Annotated in this window: 17 protein-coding genes; 9 read left to right on the top strand and 8 right to left on the bottom strand. The window is 71.2% G+C overall.

The window, feature by feature from the left end; genetic code table 11:
- Positions 1-63 precede the first annotated feature (63 nt).
- Both FK498_RS00255 and FK498_RS00250 read left to right on the top strand, forming a co-directional pair.
- Positions 64-888 (top strand): alpha/beta fold hydrolase, encoded by an 825-nt coding sequence (locus tag FK498_RS00255; RefSeq protein WP_141850817.1) that lies wholly within the window; start codon positions 64-66, stop codon positions 886-888.
- A gap of 41 nt (positions 889-929) precedes the next feature.
- On the top strand, positions 930-2,648 hold the full coding sequence (locus FK498_RS00250; protein ID WP_141850816.1) for a tetratricopeptide repeat protein: 1,719 nt from the start codon (positions 930-932) through the stop codon (positions 2,646-2,648).
- Positions 2,649-2,684: 36 nt separating this feature from the next.
- On the opposite strand, the gene FK498_RS00245 is transcribed toward FK498_RS00250, so the two are convergent.
- Positions 2,685-3,158 carry an Lrp/AsnC family transcriptional regulator gene (locus FK498_RS00245; RefSeq protein WP_141850815.1) on the bottom strand — a complete coding sequence of 158 codons (474 nt, stop codon included), beginning with the start codon at positions 3,156-3,158 and terminating at the stop codon, positions 2,685-2,687.
- Positions 3,159-3,454: 296 nt separating this feature from the next.
- On the opposite strand from FK498_RS00245, the gene FK498_RS00240 reads away from it, so the two are divergent.
- Complete coding sequence (locus FK498_RS00240) at positions 3,455-4,390, top strand: RimK family alpha-L-glutamate ligase (RefSeq protein ID WP_141850814.1); 936 nt, start codon at positions 3,455-3,457, stop codon at positions 4,388-4,390.
- A 384-nt stretch (positions 4,391-4,774) separates the two neighbouring features.
- Here the strand turns inward: FK498_RS00240 and FK498_RS00235 are convergent, their stop codons facing one another.
- Positions 4,775-5,584, bottom strand: coding sequence for a squalene/phytoene synthase family protein (locus FK498_RS00235; protein ID WP_161988258.1), 810 nt, complete (start codon positions 5,582-5,584; stop codon positions 4,775-4,777).
- 149 nt (positions 5,585-5,733) lie between these two features.
- On the opposite strand from FK498_RS00235, the gene FK498_RS00230 reads away from it, so the two are divergent.
- A complete protein-coding gene (locus FK498_RS00230) occupies positions 5,734-6,345 on the top strand; it encodes a superoxide dismutase (RefSeq protein WP_141850812.1) in 612 nt (203 codons plus the stop codon).
- Positions 6,346-6,393: 48 nt separating this feature from the next.
- On the top strand, positions 6,394-6,864 hold the full coding sequence (locus FK498_RS00225; RefSeq protein WP_141850811.1) for a copper chaperone PCu(A)C: 471 nt from the start codon (positions 6,394-6,396) through the stop codon (positions 6,862-6,864).
- A 146-nt stretch (positions 6,865-7,010) separates the two neighbouring features.
- Here the strand turns inward: FK498_RS00225 and FK498_RS00220 are convergent, their stop codons facing one another.
- The 3 genes from FK498_RS00220 to FK498_RS00210 form a co-directional block, all read right to left on the bottom strand.
- A complete protein-coding gene (locus tag FK498_RS00220; RefSeq protein ID WP_141850810.1) occupies positions 7,011-7,361 on the bottom strand; it encodes an Mth938-like domain-containing protein in 351 nt (116 codons plus the stop codon).
- A gap of 4 nt (positions 7,362-7,365) precedes the next feature.
- Complete coding sequence (yajC, locus tag FK498_RS20160; RefSeq protein ID WP_141850809.1) at positions 7,366-7,842, bottom strand: preprotein translocase subunit YajC; 477 nt, start codon at positions 7,840-7,842, stop codon at positions 7,366-7,368.
- Between the two features lie 385 nt (positions 7,843-8,227).
- Positions 8,228-8,674 carry a MarR family winged helix-turn-helix transcriptional regulator gene (locus FK498_RS00210; RefSeq protein WP_141850808.1) on the bottom strand — a complete coding sequence of 149 codons (447 nt, stop codon included), beginning with the start codon at positions 8,672-8,674 and terminating at the stop codon, positions 8,228-8,230.
- Positions 8,675-8,935: 261 nt separating this feature from the next.
- Here FK498_RS00210 and FK498_RS00205 point away from each other — a divergent pair, with 261 nt between their 5' ends.
- Positions 8,936-9,367 carry a glyoxalase/bleomycin resistance/extradiol dioxygenase family protein gene (locus tag FK498_RS00205; protein ID WP_141850807.1) on the top strand — a complete coding sequence of 144 codons (432 nt, stop codon included), beginning with the start codon at positions 8,936-8,938 and terminating at the stop codon, positions 9,365-9,367.
- A 36-nt stretch (positions 9,368-9,403) separates the two neighbouring features.
- Here FK498_RS00205 and FK498_RS00200 read toward each other — a convergent pair whose 3' ends face one another.
- From FK498_RS00200 to FK498_RS00190, 3 genes are all read right to left on the bottom strand, one after another.
- Positions 9,404-11,272: a TRAP transporter permease gene (locus FK498_RS00200; protein WP_237560782.1), complete on the bottom strand. Its 1,869-nt coding sequence runs from the start codon at positions 11,270-11,272 to the stop codon at positions 9,404-9,406.
- Positions 11,273-11,288: 16 nt separating this feature from the next.
- On the bottom strand, positions 11,289-12,230 hold the full coding sequence (locus FK498_RS00195) for a TAXI family TRAP transporter solute-binding subunit (protein ID WP_141850806.1): 942 nt from the start codon (positions 12,228-12,230) through the stop codon (positions 11,289-11,291).
- Between the two features lie 76 nt (positions 12,231-12,306).
- Positions 12,307-13,152 (bottom strand): MaoC family dehydratase N-terminal domain-containing protein, encoded by an 846-nt coding sequence (locus tag FK498_RS00190; protein WP_141850805.1) that lies wholly within the window; start codon positions 13,150-13,152, stop codon positions 12,307-12,309.
- A 78-nt stretch (positions 13,153-13,230) separates the two neighbouring features.
- Here FK498_RS00190 and FK498_RS00185 point away from each other — a divergent pair, with 78 nt between their 5' ends.
- The 3 genes from FK498_RS00185 to FK498_RS00175 are packed head-to-tail and all read left to right on the top strand — an operon-like array spanning position 13,231 to position 15,314.
- Complete coding sequence (locus FK498_RS00185) at positions 13,231-13,974, top strand: class I SAM-dependent methyltransferase (protein ID WP_141850804.1); 744 nt, start codon at positions 13,231-13,233, stop codon at positions 13,972-13,974.
- A 24-nt stretch (positions 13,975-13,998) separates the two neighbouring features.
- The gene (locus tag FK498_RS00180) at positions 13,999-14,982 is read left to right on the top strand and encodes a glycosyltransferase family 2 protein (RefSeq protein WP_141850803.1); all 984 of its coding nucleotides are present in this window, start codon (positions 13,999-14,001) and stop codon (positions 14,980-14,982) included.
- Positions 14,979-15,314, top strand: a complete 336-nt coding sequence (locus tag FK498_RS00175; RefSeq protein ID WP_141850802.1) for a multidrug efflux SMR transporter — start codon at positions 14,979-14,981, stop codon at positions 15,312-15,314. Before FK498_RS00180 ends, FK498_RS00175 begins: the two co-directional genes overlap by 4 nt.
- Positions 15,315-15,342: the final 28 nt, after the last annotated feature.

Genomic DNA, 15,342 nt, shown 5'->3' with positions numbered 1-15,342 from the left:
GCAACATCCTGCCGGGGCGGCGCAGGCGCCCTGTTCCGGCGGACCCGGCAACGGAGCTTCACCATGCTCGCAGGCTTCCGGATATCGACGATCCGGCTTCCCAATGGCCTCGCCCTGCCGGTCGTCGAGCACGGCGACCCGGTCGGCACCCCTGTCCTGATGCTGCACGGCATCACCGATTCCTGGCGCTCCTTCGAGCCGATCCTGTTGCACCTGCCGCGCGCGATCCGCGCGATCGCGGTGACGCTGCGCGGTCACGGCGATGCCTCCAAGCCGAGCGAGGGCTACGCGATGGCCGACTTCGCCGATGACGTGATCGCGTTGATGGACACGCTCGGCATCGCGCGCGCGGTCGTGCTCGGCCATTCGATGGGCAGCGTGGTCGCGCAGCGCGTGGCCCTCGACCATCCCCACCGCGTCGCCGGGCTGGTGCTGGTCGGCGCTTTTCCCCGCGGGCGCGGCAACCCGGAGATCGAGACGCTGTGGGAGGGCACCGTGTCGGCCCTGCAAGACCCGGTGGACGAGAGCTTCGTGTGGGAGTTCCAGAGCGGCACCTGCGCCCAGCCCGTCCCCGTCGGGCTGCTCGAGACCGCGGTGCAGGAGAGCTTGAAGGTGCCGGCCCATGTCTGGCGCGAGGCCTTCGCGGCGCTCCTCGCGACCGACCTCCGCGCCGAACTTCCGCGCATCGCCGCGCCCACGCTGCTGCTCTGGGGTGCCCGCGACGCGATCGTCGGGCGCGCCGACCAGGACGCCCTGCTCGCGATCCCCGGCGCGCGCCTCGCCGCCTATCGCGAGGCGGGCCACGCGCCGCACTGGGAGGAGCCGGAGCGTTTCGCACGCGATCTCGCAGGCTTCGTCGCGAGCCTCGAGACGCAACAGGTGGCATGACCCCGCCGCTGATCCCATCCCGAACCGGACAGGAGAGAACCATGATCGCCTTGCTTCGTCGCACCGGACTGCGTGCCGTTCTGCTCGCCGGGGTCGCGCTCGCTCCCGCCGCGCTCGCGCACGACAACCACCAGCGCGGCGCCGAACTCCACCGGCCCGGCGTCGCGCATGCCGCAGGCGAGGCGCGCGCGACCACCTTGGCGCGTCCGCCGCTCTACCAGGGACTCGGCGAGATCAGCGTCCGCGTCACCACCGCCGAACCGCTCGCCCAGGCCTATTTCGACCAGGGCCTGCGGCTCGTCTGGGCGTTCAACCACGCCGAGGCGATCCGCTCCTTCCGCACCGCGCAGGAGATCGACCCGGGCTGCGCGATGTGCTTCTGGGGCGAGGCCTTCGCGCTCGGCCCCAACATCAACGACGCCATGGCGCCCGAGGCGGTCGCCCCCGCCGTTGCCGCCGCGCGCCGGGCGCAGGCCCTCGCTGCGCGGGCGACGCCGAAGGAGCGCGCGCTGATCGAGGCGCTGCAGCATCGCTACAGCGCCGATGCCAAGGCCGAGCGTGCCGCGCTCGACCGCGCCTTCGCGGATGCGATGCGGAAGGTCGCAACAGCCTATCCGGACGATGCCGACGTGCAGGTGGTGTTCGCCGATGCGCTGATGAACCTGCAGCCCTGGGACTACTGGGAGGCCGACCGCGTGACACCGAAGGGCCATGGCGGCGAGATCGTCGCGGCACTCGAGCGCGCGCTCGCGGTCGCGCCGAACCATCCGGCGGCGCTGCACCTCTCCATCCACGCGGTGGAGGCCTCGGCCGATCCGTCGAGAGCGGAAGCCGCGGCCGACCGGCTGCGCGGTGCGGCACCGGCGGCCGGCCATCTCGTGCACATGCCGGCGCACATCTATGTGCGCGTCGGCCGCTACGCGGACTCGATCGCGGTGAACCGCGACGCGGTGGCCGCCGACGAGGCGATGCTCGCGCAGATGGGCGAGGCGGCGAGCCCGCTCTACCGCTACGGCTACTACCCGCACAACGTGCACTTCCTGATGATCTCGGCGCAGATGGCGGGGCTGACGCAGGACGTGATCGCCTCCGCCGAGAAGCTCGTGCGCGTCACCTCGGACGAGGTGTCGGAGAAGCTCGCCTGGGTGCAGGCGATCAAGACCGCGCCGTACAGCGCGCACGCGCAGTTCAGCGATCCGGCGACCATCCTGGCGCTGCCCGATCCCGGCAACCGCTTCCCGTTCGTGAAGGCGTACTGGCACTACGCGCGCGGGGTGGCGCAGGTCTACGCCGGCAACCTCGCTGCGGCGCAGACGGAGGCCGAGGCGATCGGCGCGATCATCGAGGGTGCGGACCTCGCCGGGCTCGAGGCGCAATTCCTGCCCGCGCGCCTGGTGCTCGGCATTGCGCGCGACGTCGTGCGCGCGCGCATCGCCGCATCCCGGCAGGACTGGGCAGAGGCGGAGCGGCTGCTGCACGCCGCCATCGAGGCGGAGGCCGGCACCGGCTACATGGAGCCGCCCTACTGGTACTACCCGGTGCGCCAGACACTCGGCGCGGTGCTGCTCAAGGCCGGCCGTGCCGGCGAGGCGGTCGCCGCGTTCGAGGCGGCGCTGGAGCAGATGCCGCGCAACGGCTGGGCGCTCTGGGGCCTCGTGCAGGCCAAACGCGCGGCCGGGCAGGACGCGACCGCGGAAGAGGCGGCGTTCGCCAAGGCCTGGCTCGGCGAGAAGCGCCTGCTCAGCCTCGATCGCCTGTGAGCGGAGCGGCGGCGGCCGTTCCGGTCGCCCCCGCCCTCACGCCGGAAGGGGCAGCACCGTCTCTGCCTTGATGTGCTCCATCGCGAAGCGGCTGGAGACGTTCTTCAGCGGGATCGCCGCGATCAGGCGGCGGTAGAACGCGTCATAGGCCGTCATGTTCGGCACGACCACACGCAGCAGGTAGTCGATATCGCCGGCCATGCGCCAGGCGTCCATCACCTCCGGCATGGCGGCGAGCACGCTGGCGAACCGTTCCAGCCATGGTCCGGAATGGTCCCCCGTCTCGATCGCGACGAAGGCGGTCAACGGCAGCCCGACCTTCGCCGGGTCCACCAGCGCGATGCGGCCGATCAGGATTCCCGCCTGCTCCATGCGGCGGATGCGCTTCCAGCACGGCGTCTGCGTCAGTCCCACCTGTTCGGCGATCGCAGCGAGCGAGAGCGAAGCGTCGCGCTGCAATAGACGGAGGATGGAACGATCGACCTCATCCAACTCCGCGGATCGTGGCATGGAGGGCTTCCTTCCTGATATGAGCCTAAATGCAGAAAATAACACTCTACTTGACTCAATCAATCCCAGATGAAGGAAATTCTTTCCATGAATCCCCGAAGCTCCCCGCCTTCGCCGGCCCCGCCCTCTCCCTATCGGGTATGGCTCGCCGTTGCCGCAGCGGGCAGGCCCGCCGCCCTGTCGCCTCCCGACCCTCAGGCCGGCGGGGATGGCGCAGACCGGACCGGTCGCGGCGTCCGAACCGGACGCAGTCTCTACCTGCACCACCGACCCACGCTGATGGAGAGTCCAGGTCGATGACCACCATCCACGTGATCCACGAGAACGACGCCTGGCTGGCGCCGCTGCGCGCCGCCTTCGGGCGCATCGGCACGCCGTTCCGCGAGTGGTTTGTCGATCGCGGCACGCTCGATCTGCGGGTGCCGCCCCCTGAGGGCGTCTACTACAACCGCATGAGCGCGTCGTCGCACACACGCGGCCACCGTTTTGCGGCCGAGCACACCGGCGCGATCCTCGCCTGGCTGCGCCGGCACGGCCGCACCGTGGTCAACGGGCCGCGCGCGCTCGCGCTCGAGATCAGCAAGGTCGCGCAGTACGAGGCGCTCGCGGCTTTCGGCATCGACACGCCCGAGACCATCGCCGTGGTCGGGCGCGAGCATATCGGCGAGGCCGCCCAGCGGCTGGGCTTCCCGCTGATCCTCAAGCACAACCGCGGCGGCAAGGGGCTGGGCGTGCGGCTGTTCCTCTCGGCCGCGGCGCTGGACGAGCATCTCGGCTCGGAGGCGTTCGAGGAGCCGCTCGACGGCATCACCCTGGTGCAGCGCTACATCGCCGCGCCCGAGCCCTTCATCACGCGTGTCGAGTTCGTCGGCGGAAGGTTCCTCTATGCGGTGCGCGTCGACACCTCCGACGGGTTCGAGCTCTGCCCGGCCGACCAGTGCGCCGTGGGCAAGGTCTGCCCGGCCGAGGCGAAGGGGCCGAAGTTCCGCGTCATCGACGGGTTCAGCCATCCCCTGATCCCGCGCTGGGAGGCGTTCCTGGCAGCCAACGACATCGGCATCGCCGGGATAGAGTTCATCACCGATCGCGACGGCCGCGCCTGGACCTACGACGTCAACACCAACACCAACTACAACCCCGATGCCGAGGCGGCCGCCGGCGTCTCCGGCATGGAGGCGATCGCGCGCCACCTCGCGGCGCTGGCTGCGGCCGAGCGGAAGCGCGCGGCCTAGGGACTGGCGGGAAGCGGGAGTTCTCGCGCCCCCTCCTGGTTGATGGAGTCCTCCGCAAGCGGAGGGTATCCGCGGGAAGGGTGTGGCCGACGACGGACGGGACCGGCGGGGCTGGTGGCGCGGAGGGCGCGCACCCATCGCAGGACGATCATTGGCGACGTGGTCGATGAGACGGGAAGGACCGACCTGCCCCTGCCGTCCTGCTGGCGACATCCGAAGCCGGCAGCAGGAGTGACAGTCGCGTGCTGCCCGTGGTCCGAAGAAGCCAGGCAGGTCAACGATCCCGAGCGCGAGAATGCCGCCATGGGGCGCAGCCCCTCACAGACGGCCTCCTGCAAAACCGGCGCGCTGCGAGGTGGGGTATCCCGGCCTCATGCCGCGCCCTCACACCCGCCCCGTCCACGCCATGCGCGCAACCGCCCATTGCGCCCCCAGTCGCGGCCCTGCCACGCGCGCATCCCCCGGATCGAACCCTGCCCCGCGCAGTCGCCCGAGCGTCCGCACGCCCAGCGCCGCCGGCAGCAGCGCCGGCACAGCCGCCCGCGGCACCTCGGGCAGCAGCCCGCGCAGCGTGGCCGCATGGCTGTCGGCGAGCTCGACGATCGCGCGCACAACCCGCCGTGCCCCCTCCCCGACCGGACGGCGCGCGAGATCCGCCACCCGCACCCCCTCCCGGCGCAAGAGCACGCGCGGCAGCAGCGTCCGTCCGCGCGCTGCCGCCACGGGGGCCGCCCGCAGGATGCCGGCCAGCCCGTAGACCGTTCCCGCATACCGAGCCGCCGCCACCGCGGCCGGCGTCTCCGCGCCCAGCACCGCGAGCGCGAGGCGCATCAGTCCACCGGCAGTCCCTGCCGCATAGGCCTCGAGCGCTGGCGGGTCGGGGATGCCCTCCTCGGCGAACTCCGCCTCGCGTGCCGTGATCACCGCATCGAGCAGCGCCGGATCAAGCTCCTTCTGCACGATCAGCCGGCCGAGGGGCTCGGCGACCTCGTGGCGGCGGAAGCGTCCGTGCGACGCCTCCTCCACCGTCTCGCGCCACCACTGCAGCCGGATCAGCCCGAGCGCCGGCTCGGTCACCGCGTCGCGCACGCTCGCGAGGGCCGCATTGAATGCGTAGAGCGTGAACAGCGCCTCGCGCGCGGCTTCGGGCGCGAACAGAGCGCAGAGGAACCGGTCCGGGTCGTCACGGCGCACGATCGCGCCACAGGGAGAGAGCGGGGGCGACATCACGCCCCAGGTGGCACGGCGCGGCCCGGTTGACGATCCCCCACAAGGGGCCTTACCTGCCCTCTGCCTTCACACGCGGGGGCACACCCCTCCCCACGGAACCGGAGACAGACGCCATGGCCTTCACCCTGCCGTCGCTGCCCTATGCGCACGACGCTCTCGCCGCCTCGGGCATGTGCCAGGAGACGCTCGAGCTGCATCACGGCAAGCACCACCAGGCCTATGTCACGGCGCTGAACGGCTTCGTCGAGAAGGACGCGACCCTCCAGGGCAAGTCGCTCGAGGAGATCGTCAAGCTGTCCTACGGCAAGGCCGAGATGGCGGGCGTTTTCAACAACGCAGGCCAGCACTGGAACCATACCCTGTTCTGGCCCTGCATGAAGCCGAACGGCGGCGGCAAGCTGCCCGGGAAGCTCGAGGCGAAGATCGTCTCGGATTTCGGCTCGGTCGATGCATTCAAGGACGCGTTCAAGCAGGCAGGCGCAACGCAGTTCGGCTCGGGCTGGGCCTGGCTCGTGGTCGGCAAGGACGGCAAGCTCGCCTGCACGAAGACGCCGAACGGCTCGAACCCCCTGGCCGAGGGCACGGGCACGGCGATCCTCGGCTGCGACGTGTGGGAGCACAGCTACTACCTCGACTTCCGCAACCGTCGCCCGGACTACCTGACCAACTTCCTCGAGAAGCTGGTGAACTGGGAGTACGTCGAGAGCCTGCTCGCCAAGGCCTGAGCCACCGGGGCGGCCGCGGGCCGCCCCTTCGCTGTACGGAGAGGGACCATGATCACCCGTCGTGCGGCATTCGCGCTTGCGCTCGCCGCTGCCGCCGCCCCAGCGGCCGCGCACCACGACCACCGCATCGAGGTGGTCGAGCCCTGGGCACGTGCCGCGCTCGCCGGCCGAACCGGCGCAGCCTACATGACGCTGGTCAATCCGACCGACACGACCGACCGCCTGATCGCGGCGGCCAGCGACGCGGCCGAAACGGTCGAGCTGCACGCGCATCTGCACGAGGGCGGCGTGATGCGCATGCGCCCCGTGACCGCGATCGAGATCCCTCCGGGCGAGCCCGTGGTGCTGGCGCCGGGCGGGCTGCACATCATGCTGATCGGGCTCAGGCGCGACCTGAAGCGCGGCGAGACCATCCGCCTCACGCTCCGCTTCGAGAAGGCGGGCTCGGTCGAGGTCGAGCTGCCGGTGCTGGCGGCCGGCGCCCGGGGGCCGGGAGCGCACGGCCGACACACGCACTGACTACCCGGACTACCCGGAGCCCACGGGCTTGACCTTCGTGCGGAGGGTATCGCGCGCGGGGCTGGCGGGGCGGCCGCGGCGCGCCAGGCGACGCCAGTGCAGGCCCGCCGAGGGCCGAACCTTCGGCGGGCTGGTACTGGTATGAGCTACAGCGCGATCAGCGCCGCGGCGACGCGCCTGCCCTCGGCGGCAAGGGTGGGAAAGGTGCGGCAGGCCGCCGTGGTGTCCATCGCCTCGACCGCGATGCCGACCGCGCGCAGCGCCTTGGCCAGCCCCGGCGGGACGAGCGCGAAGCGCCGTCCGGTGCCGAGCACCAGCAGGTCGAGCGCCGCGCTGGCCTCGATCACCGGGGCGAGGCTCTCCGGGGTTGCCTCGGCGAGGCAGGACGCCGTCCAGGGCAGGACCCGGTCGGGCAGCAGGATCACCGAGCCCGCGACGATTTCTCCCGCGATCCGGAATCCGTCCGGGCCGTAGCCCTGCAGCGCGGGCAGGGCCATCACGCTAGCCTTGGCGGGGCGGCGGCTGGTCGTTGGCGGGCGGCGGCTCGGCCGGAGTCTCGGCCGCGGGCTGTGCCTCCGCGGCGGGTTCGGCCTCGGCGCGTTCCTTCTTCCGGGGCTTCCGGTCGGACTTCGCCTCCGCCGTCTCCTCGGCCGGCTTCGCCTCCGTCTCCTCGCGCAGCACCGAGGCGATCGTGTTCTTCGCCACCGTCACCCGAACCTGCGGGTTCTTCGAGATCTCGACCACCACCTCGTCGCTCTCCGGGGTCACGCGGATGACGGTCGCGAGCACGCCCCCGCCGGTCACCACGCGGTCGCCGCGCTTGAGCTGGGCCAGCATCTCGCGATGCTCCCTGGCCTTGCGCTGCTGCGGCCGGATCAGGATGAAGTAGAAGACGACGAAGATCAGGACCAGCGGCGCCAGGCTCATCAGCCCGCCGGTGGGATCGCCTGCCTGCGCGTAGGCGGGGGAAATCAGCATCGGTCGCTCGTGCGTCTGGGTCGGGAAAGGGCGCGGACCATAGCAGCGCGCCCCCGCCCTTCATACCCCGGACCGGCGCGGCTCACGCCGCCGCGCGCGCGAGGGGCGAAGGCCGCCCTGCGGGCGACTGTCCGGGCCGGGATCATGCCCCCGGCTCATTCGCGGGAGGCGAGGCGGACGGCCGTCATGCGCCCTGCGACCGCCCGCGCGTCCCCGCATCGAGGCAGACTGCGCGCAGCACGTCCGCCAGACCGCACATCCGTCACCTGGCACCGACGCTCGGATCGCGGATGCCGGACGAGGCGCCGACGGGCCCGTCACGCGCAGAGCACGCGGAAGGTCGGCAGACCTTGGACCGAAGGCTCCGAACGGTCTGAACGGGCTTCTAGGACAGCAGTTGGAGCGCGGCACGCAGCCTGTCGGCCTCGCCCTGCGCGAGCACGCTCTCGACCTCGCGATGCGTCTCGCACCAGATCGGCACCGCGCGTGCGAGCAGCGCCCGCCCCGCGCGCGTCAGCAGCAGCACGCGGCTGCGCCGGTCCGTCGGATGCGGCCGCACCTCGACGAGGCCGCGCCGCTCGAGAGGCTTCAGCGCCGCCGTCAGGGTCGTGCGGTCCATCGCCAGGAATCTGGCGATGCGCCCCATCGGCGGCGGTTCCGGCCCACTCAGCGCCATCATCAGCGAGAATTGCCCGTTCGTCAGGCCGAGCGGGCGGAACGCCTCGTCGAAGCGCCGCGCGAGCGTCCGTGCCGCCCGCTGCGCGTGCAGGCACAGACACTGATCACGCACATGCAGCGCCGTCTCGCGCGGCACGTCTGCGGGGTTTGACATGGCCCAGATATGTTGATATCAAGCCTTCTGTCAAGGCTGATGGTTGCGTCCAGCACCATCATGCCACGGCGGAACGGGCGCGAAAGGGACGAGGATGGCAAGACGAGCCGGAGCGCGGCGCGCGCACGAGGCAGAGCGTCCCGTACGATGCGCCGCCGCATCATTGCGGCAGGAGCGGCGGCACTGACCGCGCTCGCCGCCGCGCGCTTGCGGCGTGACGCGCGCCGCGATCCGATTCTTCCACGACAAAGGACACCCACGATGCCCGAGGATACCATCCAGGCCGCCGCCCGCCCCGATGCCGGCGTGATGAACGGCGTCATTCCCTATCTCGCCATGAATGGCCGCGCCGGCGAGGCGGCCGCGTTCTACGCCCGCGCCTTCGGTGCGCGCGATCTCGGCCGCTTCCCGGATCAGCAGAATCCCGGCCGCTTCCTGCACGTGCAGATTGAGGTCAACGGCGGCTGCCTGATGATGACCGACCACGGCGGCTGCGCGGAGGCGCCCGCGGTCGAGCCGCAGGGCTTCCACCTCCAGCTCGTCGTCGCCGACGGCGATGCCTGGTGGTCACGCGCCGTCGCCGCCGGCTGCACGGTGACGGTGCCCTTCGAGCGCCAGTTCTGGGGCGACCGCTGGGGCGTGCTGCGCGACCCCTTCGGCCTCGCCTGGGCGATCGACGAACCCGCCGCCTGAGACACCAAGCGGGGCGCCGCCCTCCGGCGCCCCTCGCTACGGAAGCGGCAATCGCGACGGCGCGGCGGCTGCCGCCTTGCGCCGGCGTGTCGCGAACTGCATCGCCACCACCAGAGCCGCAAGACCGATGCCGATCATGTCGGTCAGCCAGCCCGGCTTGATCAGGGTCAACGCAGCGGCGATCGACAGCGCGCGCTCGAGCCAGGTCGCCCGCGCGATCAGATAGCCGTGCAGCCCTGCCGCCAGCAGCAGGCAGCCGGCGGTCGCGGTCAACGACGCGTGCAGGATATCGATCCAGTCGCCGATCAGCAGCAGCGACGGCGAGTAGACGAACATGAACGGCACGATGAACCCCGCCGCGCCCATCTTCACTGCCGCCAAGCCCGACTGCCACAGGTCGGACTTGGCAAGCCCCGCCGCGGCGAAGACGGCGAGTGCCACTGGCGGTGTGATCGCGGAGAGGATCGCGAAGTAGAAGGCGAAGAGATGCGCGGCCGGCTCCACCACACCGAGCTTGATCACCGCCGGCACCAGCAGGGCCACCATGACGATGTAGGCCGGCGTGGTCGGCATCCCCATGCCGAGGATGATCCCCGCCACCATCGTCAGCACCAGCGCGAGGATCAGGCTGTTCTGCGCCGCCGCCAGCACGAACTGGGTGAAGATGATGCCGAGGCCGGAGATCGTGATCACGCCGATCACGATCCCTGCGCAGGCACAGGCCATCGCGACACCGAGCGCTCCCCTCGCCCCCTCGACCAACGCCGCCCAGACGTTGTGCAGCGTCACCGTCTCGCGCGAGTTGGCGCTGAGCGCGGCGACCGGGAAGCAGGCGAGCGTGCCCGCGAGCGCCGAGAGCGGCGCGGAGTAGCCGAGGAACAGACCGGCGAGGATGATGAAGATGGGGATGAAGAGATGCCCGCTCGCGCCGAGCACCCGGCTGAGCTTCGGCACATCCTCGCCCGAGAGGCCGCGCAGCCCCGTGCGCTTCGCCTCGAAATGCACCGCGCCGAATGCCGCGACGTAGAACAGCAGCGCCGGCAGGAGCGCCCAGGTGATGACCTCGAGATACTGGACCTGCAGGAACTCGGCCATCACGAAGGCCGCAGCGCCCATGATCGGCGGCATGATCTGCCCGCCCGTGGAGGCTACGGCCTCCACCGCGGCGGCGAATTGCGGCCGGAAGCCTGTGCGCTTCATCAGCGGGATGGTGACCTGGCCCGTCACCATGACGTTCGCCACCGCCGAGCCGGAGACCGAGCCGAACAGCGAGGACGAGATCACCGCGACCTTGCCGGGCCCGCCGACCGACCGCCCGGTCAGCGCCAGCGCGAAGTCCATGAACAGACGGCCGACGCCCGAGCGTTCCATGAAGGCGCCGAACAGCACGAACACCACCACGAAACCGGCCGAGACGCCGAGCGTGGAGCCGAAGATGCCTTCGGTCGTCAGATAGAGCTGGTCGAGCAGCACCGGCAGCTCGACATCCAGCACCGTCAGCGCCAGCACCAGGAAGACCAGCGCGGTCGCCGGCAGGGCCCAGCCGATCACCCGCCGCGTCGCCTCCATGACCAGGAGCACGCAGGTCCAGCCCCAGAACCAGTCGGCCGGCTCGGGCGCGTCGATGTAGATGATGCGGAAGACGATGCGCTGGTAGTCGAAGAACAGCCAGCCGACGCTGCCGATGGCCAGCAGGAGCAGGATCCAGTCCTCGATCCCCGGCGTCCTGCGCTGCCTGAGCGGCTGGGTCAGGAAGACCAGCGCGAAGGCGAAGATCAGATGCGTGCCGCGGAAGAACACCGCCTCCGGAGGGCCGAAGGCGGTGGTCCACATGTGATAGAGCGACATCGCGACCGCGACGACGGCCGTGAGCAGGCCGACGCCCCGGGCATATGTCGTGGCCACGCGGCACGCCTCCGGGTCAGAGCGCGCCGGCCTGCTTGTAGAAGCGCTCCGCGCCCGGGTGCAGCGGCACGCCGATGTCCATCGCCATCTGCTTCGGTGTCAGGCCGCGGATGCCGCCGAACACTGCCGCCATCGCATCGACATTGGACGCCATCGTCTTCACCATGTCATGCACCATCGCCTCCGGCAGGTCGCACGACACCACGACATGGGTGAAATAGCCCGGCACCGTCACGGTCTGGGTCTGCTTCGGATAGGTCCCGGCCGGGATCGGCACACCGACGAAACCGGGATTGAGCTTGCGCAGCCCCTCGATGTAGGGGGCGAGGTCGACCACCTTGATGTCGCGCGCCGAGGCGAGGTCCATCACCGAACTCGCCGGGATCGCGGTGCCGAGCGTGAAGGCATCCGCATTGCCGTCGCGCAGAAGCCCGACCGCGTCGGTGTAGGAGGCCTGGAAGTTGGGACGGATGTCGTTGTAGGTCAGCCCCGCGACCTGCAGGATCTGCGCCGTCACCACCTCGGCGGTGTTGCCGCGCGGCTGGATCACCACCTGCTTGCCGCGCAGATCCTCCACGCGGTTCACGCCGGCAGTCGCCAGCGCGATCATCTGGAAGTACTGCGGGTAGAGCGTCGCCAGATTGCAGACCTTGGTGACCTTGCGCGGGAAGGGCGGCGCGCCGTTCAGCCCGTCCACGGTGGTGATCGAGTTGCCGAAGCCGATCTGCGCGCGCCCCTCGTCCACGCCACGGATGTTGGCGACCCCCGCGCCCGGCATCGCGGTGACGGAGATGCCCGGAATCGCCTGTTCCCACATGTTCTTGAGCGCACCGCCCAGCGGCACCCAGACGCCGCCCTGCGGGCCGGTCATGAAGCGCATCGTCTGCGCATCGGCCCCTGTCAGCGGCGCCGTCAGCAGCACGACGGCAAGTGCGGTCGTCTTCAGTCCGAGCCTCATCATTTCCTCCCTGAACGCGGCTTGACCGGCGGCCTGCGGCCACTGCCAGCCATTCAACGGGCGCGCTGCTTCGGGGTCAAGCGGCGAGGCTCGCCTCCGCCTGCATCGTGACGCACCCCTCGGCGTCGTGCACCCAGAGCTGGGCCGTCCCGCCCGCTTCGGCACCGGCGACGGTGAACGGCGCGAGGTCGAACAGCGGCCGGACGCCACGATAGGCGATCCGTGCCAGGCGCCGCCCCGGCCGGGCGCGCAGCAGCAGCCCGGCCATCAGCGTCGCCTGCAATGGTCCGTGCACGATCAGCCCGGGATAGCCCTCGACCTCGGTGACGTAGCGCCGGTCGTAGTGGATGCGGTGCCCGTTGCCGGTGAGTGCCGAGTAGCGGAACAGCATCACCGGGTCGGGGATGACGGTCTCCGTGAAGGCGCCATCGGGCAGCGGCGGGGCGGGTGTTCCCGGCTTCACGGCCGCCCCCGCAAGGCCGCGATAGACGATGTCCTGCTCCTCCTCGATCGCCACGCCGCGCGGTCCGGAGACGACGTGGCGCACGGTGACGAACACGAGCGGCCCGGTCGAACCGGACGTCTCGCGGATCGCGGTGATGGTGCTGACGCGCCCGATCCGCTCGCCGGCGAGGAGGTCGTCGTGGAACGTCACGCGCCCGCCCGCCCACATCCGGCGCGGCAGGTGGTGCACCGGCGGCAGGAACCCGCCGCGCCTGGGGTGTCCGTCCTCGCCGAGCCCCGAGCGGGGCACCCAGTGCTGGAAGTACATCCAGTGCCAGAGCGGCGGCAGCCGCCCGCCCGGCGCGACCTCCTCGAGCGGCCGGTCCAGCGTGGCCGCGAAGCCCGCGAGCCGGAGCCTGTCGATGCAGTCCTCCGCCGCCTCGCTCCGCCCGACCCAGGCCTGCAGGTCCTCGCCCATGCTCCTCGCTCCCTTGCCAGTCCCGAGCGGGTAGCGCGACAACGCCGCTTCGGCCAGGGGGGAAGGCGGGGCAGCCGGATGGAACCCGACGAGTACGAGCGGATGGACAGGGTGGAGGACGCGATGTGGTGGTATCGCGCGCTCCATCACCGCGTGCTCGCGGCGCTGCGCCGGAACCCGGGCGATCCCGGCCTGCCGCTGCTGGACGCCGGCTGCGGCACGGGCGGGCTGCTGCGCCGGCTCGCGGACGCCTTCCCGACGCGGCAGCTGGTCGGCGTGGATGTCGCCGCCGAAGCGGCACGCCGGGCGAGGCGGAAGGTGCCGGGCGCGGCGGTGGCGGTCGGCTCGATCGACGCCCTGCCCTTCGGGGACGGACGCTTCGGCGCGGCGGTTTCCTGCGACGTGCTCTGCCACCGGCTGGTGGAGGAGGCGGCCGCACTGGCGGAGCTGCGCCGCGTGCTGGCGCCCGGCGGCGTCCTGGTGCTCAACCTGCCCGCGCATCGCTGGCTGCTCTCCGCCCATGACCGGCGCGTGCACAACGCACGGCGCTACGACCGCGCGGGGCTGCGCGGGCTGCTCGAGGGCGCGGGGTTCCGGCCGATCGCGCTCGGCTACTGGAACAGCCTGCTGCTGCCGCTGATGGTGGTGCAGCGGAAGGTGCTGGGGCGCTTCCGCGGCGCCGAGGCATCGGACGTCGCCCCCTTTTCGCCACCGATCGATGCGATCTTCCGCGCCGTTACGGAGACAGAAGCGGCGCTCGCCCGGCTGGGCGTGCGCTTTCCTGCCGGCGGGTCGCTGCTCGCGATCGCCCGTCGTCCGTGAGGAGACCACCGGGACCGCCAGAGCATGCTGCAGATCACGTCCTCGGGGCCGCTGCCCCACGAGACCACGCCGGCCCTGTCCATCGTCATTCCCGTCTACAACGGCGCGGCCACGATCGGCGAGCTGGTCGCCGCGCTCGCCGGGCTCGACATCCCGGGCGGGATCGAGATCGTGCTGGTGAACGACGGCAGTCCGGACGACAGCGACGCGGTCTGCCGACGGCTCGCGGCCACCGCTGCCGTGCCGGTGACCTATGTCGAGCACGCGCGCAATTACGGCGAGCACAACGCGGTGATGACCGGGCTCAGGCACGCGCGCGGCGAGTACGCGATCACCATGGACGACGACCTGCAGAACCCGCCCGAGGAGGTGGTCAGGCTGTTCCTGCACTGCCGCGACGGCGGCTACGACGTGGTCTACACCTCCTACGCCGAGAAGCAGCACGCCGCCTGGCGCAATCTCGGCAGCCGCTTCGCCAACCGCGTCGCCGACCTGCTGATCGACAAGCCGAAGGGACTCTACCTGTCCTCGTTCCGCTGCATGAGCCGGCTGGTGATCGACGGGGTGACCCGCTACGAGGGCCCGTTCCCCTATGTGGACGGGCTGATCATGCAGGTGACGCAGCGGATCGGCACGCTCGAGGTGCGCCACCTGCCGCGCGCCCAGGGGCGGTCGAACTATACCCTGCGCCGCCTGGTGCGGCTCTGGCTCAATCTCGCCTTCAACTTCTCGCTGCTGCCCCTGCGGCTCGCCGTGTTCCTCGGCCTCGCGATGGGTGCCATCGGCGGCATCGGCGCGCTCTACGTGATCGCCCACGCCCTGTTCGGCCAGCCGCCCGAGGGATGGGCCAGCACCATGGTCGTGGTGCTGCTGCTCTCGGCCGCACAGTTCGTGATCCTCGGCATCGTCGGCGAGTATCTCGGCCGGACGTTCCAGACCGGCAACCGCAAGCCGCAGGGGATCGTGCGCGCGGTCGTGCGCGCGACCGTGCCGGACCACGCGCGGTGACGCTGCACTGGGCGTCGCTCGGCGCGGCGCTGGTCGCCGGCGTGGTCGGGCAGCTCCTGCTGAAGGCGGGCGCGATGGGCCCGGGCGACGTGTTCGCCCAGCTCATGCGCCCGACGACGATCCTCGGCCTCGGCTTCTACGGACTGGCGGCGATGCTCTACATCGTCGCGCTGCGCGGCATCCCGGTCTCGGTCGCCTTTCCCGCCGCAGCGACGCAATACGTGATCGTCGCCATGGTGGGATGGTTCGTCTATGGCGAGCCGGCTGGCCTGCAGCAGATCGGCGGGCTCGCCCTGATCGTGGTCGGCGTCCTGCTGCTCGCGACGGCTTGACCGGCCGCGCCGTGCGGGCGAGCGTGCG

This window comes from Elioraea sp. Yellowstone (assembly GCF_006704265.1).
GTDB lineage: Bacteria > Pseudomonadota > Alphaproteobacteria > Acetobacterales > Acetobacteraceae > Elioraea.
This window is presented reverse-complemented; position numbering and strand designations above follow the sequence as displayed.

Coding starts and splice junctions, on each gene's coding strand:
- yajC (WP_141850809.1), bottom strand. CDS start 7,842: ATGCTGATTTCCCCCGCCTACGCGCAGGCAGGCGATCCCACCGGCGGG.
- FK498_RS00250 (WP_141850816.1), top strand. CDS start 930: ATGATCGCCTTGCTTCGTCGCACCGGACTGCGTGCCGTTCTGCTCGCC.
- FK498_RS00195 (WP_141850806.1), bottom strand. CDS start 12,230: ATGAGGCTCGGACTGAAGACGACCGCACTTGCCGTCGTGCTGCTGACG.
- FK498_RS00220 (WP_141850810.1), bottom strand. CDS start 7,361: ATGGCCCTGCCCGCGCTGCAGGGCTACGGCCCGGACGGATTCCGGATC.
- FK498_RS00205 (WP_141850807.1), top strand. CDS start 8,936: ATGCCCGAGGATACCATCCAGGCCGCCGCCCGCCCCGATGCCGGCGTG.
- FK498_RS00185 (WP_141850804.1), top strand. CDS start 13,231: ATGGAACCCGACGAGTACGAGCGGATGGACAGGGTGGAGGACGCGATG.
- FK498_RS00225 (WP_141850811.1), top strand. CDS start 6,394: ATGATCACCCGTCGTGCGGCATTCGCGCTTGCGCTCGCCGCTGCCGCC.
- FK498_RS00180 (WP_141850803.1), top strand. CDS start 13,999: ATGCTGCAGATCACGTCCTCGGGGCCGCTGCCCCACGAGACCACGCCG.
- FK498_RS00255 (WP_141850817.1), top strand. CDS start 64: ATGCTCGCAGGCTTCCGGATATCGACGATCCGGCTTCCCAATGGCCTC.
- FK498_RS00240 (WP_141850814.1), top strand. CDS start 3,455: ATGACCACCATCCACGTGATCCACGAGAACGACGCCTGGCTGGCGCCG.
- FK498_RS00245 (WP_141850815.1), bottom strand. CDS start 3,158: ATGCCACGATCCGCGGAGTTGGATGAGGTCGATCGTTCCATCCTCCGT.
- FK498_RS00230 (WP_141850812.1), top strand. CDS start 5,734: ATGGCCTTCACCCTGCCGTCGCTGCCCTATGCGCACGACGCTCTCGCC.
- FK498_RS00210 (WP_141850808.1), bottom strand. CDS start 8,674: ATGTCAAACCCCGCAGACGTGCCGCGCGAGACGGCGCTGCATGTGCGT.
- FK498_RS00190 (WP_141850805.1), bottom strand. CDS start 13,152: ATGGGCGAGGACCTGCAGGCCTGGGTCGGGCGGAGCGAGGCGGCGGAG.